The following is a 2,712-nucleotide window of genomic DNA, read 5'->3' as shown; positions in this document are numbered from 1 at the left end:
GTTCCAGGTCCGTGTTGCCGTGCTGAACGGCTACACCGCGCTCGGCATCCCAGTCACGAGGGTCGCAGGATAAGTCTGTCCGGGAGAAGGGGCAGTCCGACTGTCAGCCGATTTGTGCAACAAAGCCCATTGGAGATGTCACGCGCCAACTGTTCTGGAACAACCTGCCCATAAAGGAACAGGTCTTCAATCTCTCTCGCCGTCGGCACCTGCGACGCAGGGGCGACTGATCTGATGGCCGCGAAACTTGCAAGGCGCGGCTCATGGGGCGCTTCCTTCTTCAGGAGATCGGTGATTGTGTCAGCAAGCCCTGCTCGACCAACATACAGCGGTGTGCCAAGTCGCTTCTGCTCGGCGGCGACGTCAGGGTCGGCTGCTGCAGTCGGCCGATTGATGAAGAATGCCTTTTCCCTGAGGCCCGTAAGGTCATAGATCGCTTGGTTGAGATGGAAATCACCGGCGTTGAAACCGACAAACACTACGATTTGCGCCATATCCACATCGAGTCGGAACCGATCAAGCCATTGTTTGACCAGGCTGAGTCTCTGGTAACTTTCAGCGCCGAGGACGCAACTTTCGCGGATATTGTGGATATTCCATTTACCCACATAACCATGCAGGTGGATGATCGGGAGCGCGTTGATCTGCACCGAGGGATCGTCAGTGTTGCTAAGTCCCTCTGCCGATCTCCTGGCGGCCTGCGCCGCTTGCTCGATGGCGTTGTCATAGTTCGTCGTGTAGACTGCCTGCCACGGGTAGCGCAGAAGGTCGGTCATGTCCGTGGTAACATCAGCCACGGTAAACCGTTCCTTCAGGAGCTTTTCCATCCCGTTGTCGCCAAGCTTATCCCACAAGGCATCGGCGGCATTTTGCAGCTTTGCGAATGGTGGATATTGCTCCAGTACCTCGTTGCACATGGCAAGCAACTGCGCGCCTGTTCCCAGCGTTTCTCTTGGTTTGAAATTCAGACAGTCTGCCGAGAATCCCGCTCCACAGAACAAGATCGCGCCACCCGCTCGGGCACGATTGAGTCTCTCGACCAGACTATCCATTTCGTCCCTCCGTCGTGTTTCCGCCCACTTCTCGCTCTCGGTACAAGGGTGGGCGAAGGATTGATCCCATAGTGGTGGCAGGCTGGCAAAGATGCCGGTACCGTGCCATAGGGTTCCCGCCCGGACAAGGAGTGCTTCCATGACGTTCGACTACGATCTTTTCGTCATCGGCGGCGGATCGGGTGGCGTCCGCGCGGCGCGGATCGCGGCGGGCGAGCATGGCGCGAAGGTCGCGCTGGCCGAGGAAGACCGGATGGGCGGGACCTGTGTCATCCGCGGCTGCGTGCCGAAGAAGCTGATGGTCTTCGCCTCGTCCTTCGCCGAGACCTTCGGCGAGGCGCGCGCCTATGGCTGGGACGTGACCCCGGCCGGTTTCGACTGGCGAGCGTTCCGCGGCCGGCTCGACGCGGAGCTCGACCGGCTCGAGCGCGCCTATCGCGCGGGCCTCGACACCGCCGGCGTGACGGTATTCGATACCCGCGCGACGGTCGCGGATGCCCATACGGTGCGGCTGGCGGATGGAGCGACGGTGACGGCGCGGCACATCCTCATCGCCACCGGCGGGCGGCCCTTCCTGCCCGACATCGCTTCGGCTGCGGGGGCGCTGACCTCCAACGACATCTTCCGGCTCGACCGGCTCCCGGAAAGCGTCCTGATCGTTGGCGGCGGCTTCATCGCCTGCGAATTCGCCTGCATCCTCAACGGGATGGGCGTGAAGGTCACGCAGTTCTACCGGGGCGAGCAGATCCTGCGCGGCTTCGACGGCGAGGCGCGCGGCCATATCGCCGAGCACATGCGCGAGGCCGGGATCGACCTGCATGTCGGCTGCGACGTGATCGAGATGGAGCGGGTCGCGGGCGGCACCCGCGTCACCGCGACGAACGGGCACGAGACCGTCCACGAGGCGGTCGTCTATGCCACCGGGCGGGTGCCGAACACCGATGGCCTCGGGCTCGAGGCGACGGGCGTCAGGCTCGGCCGCAAGGGCGAGGTGGTGGTGGACGAATGGTCGCAGACCGCGGTGCCCTCGATCTATGCGGTGGGCGACGTGACCGACCGGGTCAACCTGACGCCGGTTGCCATCCGCGAGGGCCATGCCTTTGCCGACACGGTCTTCGGCGCCCGGCCGACAAGGGCCGACCACACGCTGGTGCCCTCGGCCGTCTTTACCCAGCCGGAGTTCGGCACGGTCGGCCTGACCGAGGAGGAGGCGCGCGACCTCGGCCCGATCGAGGTCTACGCGACCGCGTTCCGGCCGATGCGCTCGGCCTTCGCCGGGCGGCCGGAGCGGGCGATGATGAAGCTCGTGGTCTCGGCCGGAACGCGCAAGGTTCTGGGCTGCCACATCGTCGCGCCGCAGGCGGGCGAGATGATCCAGCTCGCCGCGATCGCGATCCGGATGGGTGCCACGAAGGAGGACTTCGACAGCACCGTCGCCGTGCATCCGGTCATGGCCGAAGAGCTGGTGACCTTGCGCAAGCCGGTCAGGACGGGTTGAGTTTTCCGCAAAGAACGCCCAGTTGGGTGATGAACACGCGTGTTTGAACAAGAAGTGAGGAATTGGATGGCTGGCAGCGGAGGCCCTTGGGGCGGGGGCGGATCGGACGGCGACGACGACAAGGACCGGCCGGGCGTGCGGGGCGGGCGGCGCCCGGGCGAC

At 64.3% G+C, this 2,712-nt stretch carries 2 protein-coding genes; one reads left to right on the top strand and one right to left on the bottom strand.

Translation table 11 applies throughout. The features are described 5' to 3' along the window. Positions 1-53 precede the first annotated feature (53 nt). Positions 54-1,052 (bottom strand): SIR2 family protein, encoded by a 999-nt coding sequence (locus F9K34_RS18455; protein WP_291338563.1) that lies wholly within the window; start codon positions 1,050-1,052, stop codon positions 54-56. Positions 1,053-1,191: 139 nt separating this feature from the next. Here F9K34_RS18455 and gor point away from each other — a divergent pair, with 139 nt between their 5' ends. Then, positions 1,192-2,550 carry a glutathione-disulfide reductase gene (gene gor, locus F9K34_RS18450; RefSeq protein ID WP_291338562.1) on the top strand — a complete coding sequence of 453 codons (1,359 nt, stop codon included), beginning with the start codon at positions 1,192-1,194 and terminating at the stop codon, positions 2,548-2,550. Positions 2,551-2,712 lie beyond the last annotated feature (162 nt).

Origin of the sequence: Albidovulum sp., from assembly GCF_008933605.1 — a bacterium.
In the GTDB taxonomy this organism is placed as follows: Bacteria; Pseudomonadota; Alphaproteobacteria; order Rhodobacterales; family Rhodobacteraceae; genus Albidovulum.
Note: the sequence above shows the minus strand (reverse complement) of the source record. Positions and strands in the feature narration are given on the sequence as shown.